Origin of the sequence: Phenylobacterium sp., from assembly GCF_036402295.1 — a bacterium.
Lineage (GTDB): Bacteria > Pseudomonadota > Alphaproteobacteria > Caulobacterales > Caulobacteraceae > Phenylobacterium.
The window spans coordinates 1-5,895 of sequence record NZ_DASWTE010000104.1; the positions used below are offsets into that span (position 1 = coordinate 1).

Genomic DNA, 5,895 nt, shown 5'->3' on the forward strand with positions numbered 1-5,895 from the left:
AGGGACTCCTCGCCCGCGGCAAGCCCGCCAAGCTCATCACCGTCGCCGTCATGCGCAAGCTCATCGAAGCCGCCAACCTCGTCCTCCAACGAGGCCAGCCCTGGCTAAAGCAGCCCGCCACCTAACATGGTTGCTCCACCAGTCGCCGCTCCGCGGCGGAGGTTAGGACTTAAGCCGCCGGTCGCGCCGCGTCCTGGACCAGCAGGGCATGCACCGCGTCGGCCGAGCGGGCCTTGCGCAGCTGCTCGCGCAGCTCGCTCTGGCGCATGATTCGCGACACCCGGGCCAGCGCCCGCAGGTGCTCGGCGCCGGCGTTCTTGGGCGCGAAGAGGGCGAACAGCAGGTCGACCGGCTGGTCGTCCACCGAGCCGAACTCCACCGGCTGCTCCACGCGGACGAACACGCCACGCATCCGCTCCAGGCCTTCCAGGCGAGCGTGCGGCACGGCCACGCCGTAGCCCACGCCCGTCGATCCGGCCGCCTCGCGCTCGCTCAGCGCGTCGAGCACGTCGCCGGCGTCGAGGCCGAAGTTGCGGGCCGCGATCTCCGCGATCACCGCCAGCACCTTCTTCTTGTTTCCGGCGCTCACGCGCACGGAGATCGCTGAGCGATCCAGCAATTCGCCGATGTTCATGGCCTCGAAGTACTAACCCCCCGAACCCCGTGAACCCGCCTCATCGGCGCGCCCGCGGGGCCGTCGTTGCAACTAATGGGCCGGACCGCCGCCGTCTCCCTCGGCTCCGTTGCGGCCCTTGGTCCGCTCCGGATCGATCCAGCCGATATTCCCATCGGGGCGGCGATATACCACCGAAAGTCCGCCGTGCGCGGCGTTTCGGAACACGATTGTTTGAGCTTCGGTCAGGTCCAGTTCCATGACCGCGGTGGAAACGGTCATCGAACGGACCGGCTTCTCGGTCTCGGCGATGATCATCGGCTCGGTGAAACCCGGGGCCGCGTGGTCCTCGTCGCCCTCCTCCTCGTCCAGGTCGGTCGAGGCGATGACGAAGTAGGCCGCGCTCTCGGCCTGGCGGGCCGCCAGGGCCTGTCCGTGATGGCTCTTGAGCCGGTTCTTGTAGCGGCGGATGCGCTTCGACATCTTCTCGAGCGCCGCATCGAAGGCCACGTGAGCATCGCCTCCCAGGCCGTGCGTGGTGAGCTGCTGACCGGAGGCGAGCGTGACGGCGCAATCCACTTTGAAGGCGCCTCCCTCTCGGCTCACGACCACGTCGGCTCCGCCGCCCCGGTCGAAATATTTGGCGATGCTGGTTGAGAGTTCGTCGGTGACTCGCGTTCGCAGAGCCTCGCCGACATCGACATGCTTGCCGGTGACTTGGACTTGCATAGGAAGATCAACGCTCCTGCCGGGGGAAGGTGTCAAGCGGCGGTGACGACGGTCCAGGCGTGCATGAACATCCTGACGATAATGTGAGCCGCGAGCGCCAGGACCGAGGCGCTGGTGACGGCCAGCGCATAGCCGATCAGCGCGATCAACCCGTCGCGCTGAATGAGGGCGAACGCCAGCGCCGAGACGGCCATGGCGGGCAGGATGTTGCCGCCCGGGATCGGCAGGATCAGCACCAGCGCCAGGGCCAGGATGACGAGGCCGATCAGCCGCTCCCCGACCGCGCCGAACAGGATTGTGAAGCGCGGCTTCGACACCGCCTCGATCTTCTTCAGCCATCGGATCGCCCGCGGCAGCCCCTCCTTCAGGTGGGCGGTCGAGATGGTCCGGTGCTTCACGCCGTCCGGCAGCCAGGGCGCCGAGGCGCCGATAATCAGCTGCGGCGCCAGCAGCACCAGCGGGAAACCGAAGATCGTCGTGGCCCCGGGCGGCAGGGGCAGCATGCAGGCCAGGCCGAAGACGAACAGCAGGGCGCCGATCGCGCGGCCGCCGAACCTCTGCGTCAGCTCCTCGACCGAGATGGTGTCCTCGCGGTGCTCGCAGATGTCGGCCAGCACCGCCGATAGCGGCAGCTCCGTCTCGGGCACTTCGGCGGGGTGGGTCGTTTCGGACATTCAGACTCGCATCTGGCGTGCCGCGGCCGCGTCGCCAAGTGGTGCAAAGACCTGAAGACGCTGAAAGTTCAGCGGTGTGCGATATTGGTCCCCAATTCGGGGCCGAAGGCGCCTAGGCCGGCTCCTTCAGCATCCGCCGGCGGTCGACGGACGAGGGGATGCGCATCGCCTCGCGGTACTTGGCCACCGTGCGCCGCGCGATGTCGACGCCCGCCGCCTTCAGGATGTCCACGATCCGGTCGTCGGAGTGCACGTCGGCCTCGGTGGCCTCGGTGTCGATCAGTTGCTTGATCTTGTGGCGCACGCTCTCGGCCGAGTGGGCTTCGCCGCCCTCGCTCGACGCGATCGCCGAAGTGAAGAAGAACTTCATCTCGAACAGGCCGCGCGGCGTCGCCATGTACTTGTTCGAGGTCACCCGGCTGACGGTGCTTTCGTGCATGCCGATGGCGTCGGCCACGGTCTTCAGGTTCAGCGGCCGCAGATGCTCGACGCCGTAGGCCAGGAAGGCGTCCTGCTGGCGCACGATCTCGGAGCTCACCTTCAGGATCGTGCGGGCCCGCTGGTCCAGGCTCTTCATCAGCCAGTTGGCCTGCGCCAGGCAGTCCGAGACAAACGTCTTCTCCTGGTCGGTCTTCGACTGGCCCGAGACGCGGGCGTGGTAGCGCTGGTCGACCAGCAGGCGGGGCAGGGTGTCGGAGTTCAGCTCCACGTGCCACAGGCCGCCCGGGCCCTCGCGCACGAACACGTCCGGCGCCACGGCGGTCGCCGCCTCGCCGCCGGGGAACGCCGCGCCGGGCCGCGGCGTCAGCCCGCGGATCTCTGCGATCATGTCGCGCAGGTCCTCGTCGTCGACCCCGCAGATCTTCTTCAGCGCCGCCAGGTCGCGCCTGGCCAGCAGTGGCAGGTTGTCCAGCAGGGCGCCGATGGCCGGGTCGTACCGGTTCTGGTCCTTGAGCTGGATCATCAGGCATTCGCGCACGTCGCGCGCCGCCACGCCCACCGGGTCGAAGCCCTGCACCACCGCCAGCACGCGCTCGACCCGCTCGAGGTCGCAGCCCAGCCGCTCGGCGGTCTCGCCCACGTCGGCGCGCAGGTAGCCGGCCTCGTCGACGGCGTCGATCAGCACGCTGGCGATCACCCCGTCGGCGGCCGAGAGGCCCGCGGCGGAAAGCTGGTCCAGCAAGTGCTCGGTGAGGGTCTTCTCGCGGGTGAGGGCGCCGTCGCCCATCTCGCCGTCGTGGTCGAAGCTGCCGCCCGAGCCGGCCCGCGACCAGTCGATCGCGCCGCCCGCGTCGGCGGCTTCCGGGGCGTCGCCCGTGGCGCGCTCGCCCGGCGAAGCCTCGTCGTGGGTGGTGTCGAGTTCCGCGCGGGCGTCGGCGTCGGCCGCGTGCTCGTCGGTGACGGCGCTCTCCGGGGCGGGCGTCTCGTCGGCCTCGTTCTCGCGCTCGTCGCGCTGCAGCAGCGGATTGCGCTCGAGCTCGGTCTCGACGAAGGCCTCCAGCTCGAGATTCGACATCTGCAGCAGCTTGATCGCCTGCTGCAGCTGGGGCGTGATGACCAGCCCCTGTCCCTGCCGAACCTCAAGACGTGCGCTGAGCGCCAAAGAACCGCCCCCGTGGCCTGTTTCTTGCTTCCCAAGCTAGGGCTGCTTCCCAACTGACAGGTTAACGCGCGCGATTTCGTGCGCCGTTCCCAGGGCCGCGAAGCGGCGTCATCAGATTGGAACCGCGGAAAACGCAGAAAACGCGGAAAGTTGACCAGGCGTCTTCCGCGTCCTTCTGCGTCTTCCGCGGTTCAAAAAAGAGGGCCTCCGCTTTCGCGAAGGCCCCAAGTCGAGCGCTCACTGTGGGGAGGAAAAGCGCCTTCTAGGCAGCGACCGGCTGGCGCAGGCTGGCCTCCAGGTCCCATTCGAACTCGGGGTAGAACTGCGCCATCAGCCGGTCGACGTAGGCCACCAGCGTGCCGAAGCCCTCGGTGCGCCGCTTAAGTTCGCTCTCGAAGTACGGCGTCAGCACGCCGGCCAGCAGCGCGAACACCGTGGCGTCCACCCCGCAGGGCCGCTTGCCGAACAGGAACGGCTTGTCCTGCAGGATCGCCGCCACCGCGGCCAGCGACCGGACCCCCAGCGCCACCATCTCGAGCTCGCTGTGCCGCCCGATCGCGCCCTGGATGCGCTTGCCGACTTCCGCCTGCACCGCCTCGCGCACGCCGTCCGGGGCGCCGTCGAAGAAGTGTGCGGGACCCTTGGCGAAGTTCACCGGGTCCAGCCAGCGCGACTGCGCCGACACCCAGCTGAAGTGGTTCTCCATCATCCGCTCGATCGCCCATGCCGTCGCGCGCTGGGTCGGGTCGAGGCCCTCGTCGAAGTCGATCCCATAGGTCCGCTCCAGATAGCCCCGGATGAAGGTGGAATCGGCGATCCGCACCCCATTGGCGTCGATGAACGGCACCTGCCCCTTCGGGCTGTCCTCGCGCTGCCCGCGCGCCTTCTCGTACGCCAGGCCGGCCATCTTCAGCTGGACCTCGGTCTTCATCACGTACGGGCTGATCTCCGGAAGGCCGAAGCCCTCGCCGGCGCCATAAAGCGTGATCATCTCGACCTCTCCCTTGCTTGACACGAACATCATGGCAGGGCCTTGCTGACAGCATTCTGTCAGCAGAACGGTGCGTGAACATGCGAAGGGCGGATCGTCTCTTCCAGATCATCCAGATCCTGCGCCGCCACCGGAAGCCGGTGACCGCCGACGCCATCGCCGAAGAGCTCGAGACGTCGAAGCGCACGGTCTATCGCGACATCGCCGACCTGATCGGCCAGCGCGCCCCGATCCGCGGCGAGGCCGGGGTCGGCTACATCCTGGAGGACGGCTTCGACCTGCCGCCGCTGATGCTGACGCCCGAGGAGGTGGAGGCCGCCGTGCTGGGGGCCCAGATGGTGGCGGCCCGCGGCGACCCGGCGCTGCGCCGCGCGGCCGAGGACCTGATCGCCAAGATCGGCGCCGTGATCCCCGAGAACCTGCGCCCGCTGGTCGTCGAGCCGGCGACCCGCGCCGCGCCCAACTGGAAGGCGACGCCCGACAACATCGACATGGCGGAGGTGCGCCAGTCGATCCGCGCCGGCCGCAAGATCACGCTCACCTACCGCGACGAGCAGGAGCGCGAGACCGAGCGCACCGTCTGGCCCTTCGCGATCGGCTACTACGAAACCACCCGCCTGATCATGGCCTGGTGCGAGATGCGCACCGACTTCCGCAGCTTCCGCACCGACCGCGTCACCGCCGCCGTGTTCTGCGAGGCGCGCTACCCCGACCGCCCCGCCAGCCTCCGCGCCCGCTGGCGCCGCCACCAGCAGGAACAATGGGAGTCCATGCAGGCGCGGATGCGGGCCCGCGAGCGCACCGCCGCGGAGTAACATCCAAGCTCTTCTTCAGTTACGGCCAAGGTTGTTCGGCCTTGCCGACAAGCGCGGCCGTAGATGGCGCGGGCCGGTCAGCTACGTGCGCCAAGTTGAGGCCGTTTCAGAAAAACGCCTCACAGGGGCAACGTATTGACTCGATACGAATCCTGTAAGCCATTGTTAGCGGTAATTAGCGCTGGGGCGGCGTTGACGACTGTCAGTATCCGGCTGGCTTAGAAGCCTGCGGGGACTGTCGGCCGCGCGCCAAAATGGGGGCTTCCTGATGAAGCAGACTTTGAAATTGTTAGCCGGTTCTGCCGGCGCCTTGGCGCTGCTAAGCGCGGGCGCGGCAAACGCGGCCACGACGTTCGATATCATCGACTCGACCCTTCTGAACCTGAACGGCACGGAAGGCTTCTCGGCCACGATCACCGACGACGTCGGCGGGTTCGTGCACACCTTCGAGTTCACGCTCGACGCGGCCA

7 protein-coding genes are annotated in these 5,895 nt (G+C 68.1%); 2 read left to right on the plus strand and 5 right to left on the minus strand.

Annotation, left to right across the window (positions count from 1 at the left end; translation table 11 throughout):
* Positions 1 to 169: 169 nt before the first annotated feature.
* The 5 genes from ptsN to VGD44_RS06575 all read right to left on the minus strand — a co-directional run bounded on the left by ptsN (position 170) and on the right by VGD44_RS06575 (position 4,610).
* Positions 170 to 634: a PTS IIA-like nitrogen regulatory protein PtsN gene (gene ptsN, locus VGD44_RS06555; RefSeq protein WP_331085107.1), complete on the minus strand. Its 465-nt coding sequence runs from the start codon at positions 632 to 634 to the stop codon at positions 170 to 172.
* A 72-nt stretch (positions 635 to 706) separates the two neighbouring features.
* A complete protein-coding gene (gene hpf / locus VGD44_RS06560) occupies positions 707 to 1,342 on the minus strand; it encodes a ribosome hibernation-promoting factor, HPF/YfiA family (protein WP_331085118.1) in 636 nt (211 codons plus the stop codon).
* A 32-nt stretch (positions 1,343 to 1,374) separates the two neighbouring features.
* Positions 1,375 to 2,016 (minus strand): exopolysaccharide biosynthesis protein, encoded by a 642-nt coding sequence (locus tag VGD44_RS06565; RefSeq protein WP_331085109.1) that lies wholly within the window; start codon positions 2,014 to 2,016, stop codon positions 1,375 to 1,377.
* A gap of 112 nt (positions 2,017 to 2,128) precedes the next feature.
* Complete coding sequence (gene rpoN, locus VGD44_RS06570) at positions 2,129 to 3,619, minus strand: RNA polymerase factor sigma-54 (RefSeq protein ID WP_331085111.1); 1,491 nt, start codon at positions 3,617 to 3,619, stop codon at positions 2,129 to 2,131.
* 262 nt (positions 3,620 to 3,881) lie between these two features.
* Positions 3,882 to 4,610 (minus strand): glutathione S-transferase family protein, encoded by a 729-nt coding sequence (locus VGD44_RS06575; protein WP_331085112.1) that lies wholly within the window; start codon positions 4,608 to 4,610, stop codon positions 3,882 to 3,884.
* Between the two features lie 80 nt (positions 4,611 to 4,690).
* Between VGD44_RS06575 and VGD44_RS06580 the strand changes: the two genes are divergently transcribed.
* Positions 4,691 to 5,425, plus strand: a complete 735-nt coding sequence (locus tag VGD44_RS06580; RefSeq protein WP_331085114.1) for a YafY family protein — start codon at positions 4,691 to 4,693, stop codon at positions 5,423 to 5,425.
* Between the two features lie 268 nt (positions 5,426 to 5,693).
* On the plus strand, positions 5,694 to 5,895 hold a 202-nt coding region (locus VGD44_RS06585), incomplete at its 3' end, for a hypothetical protein (protein ID WP_331085116.1).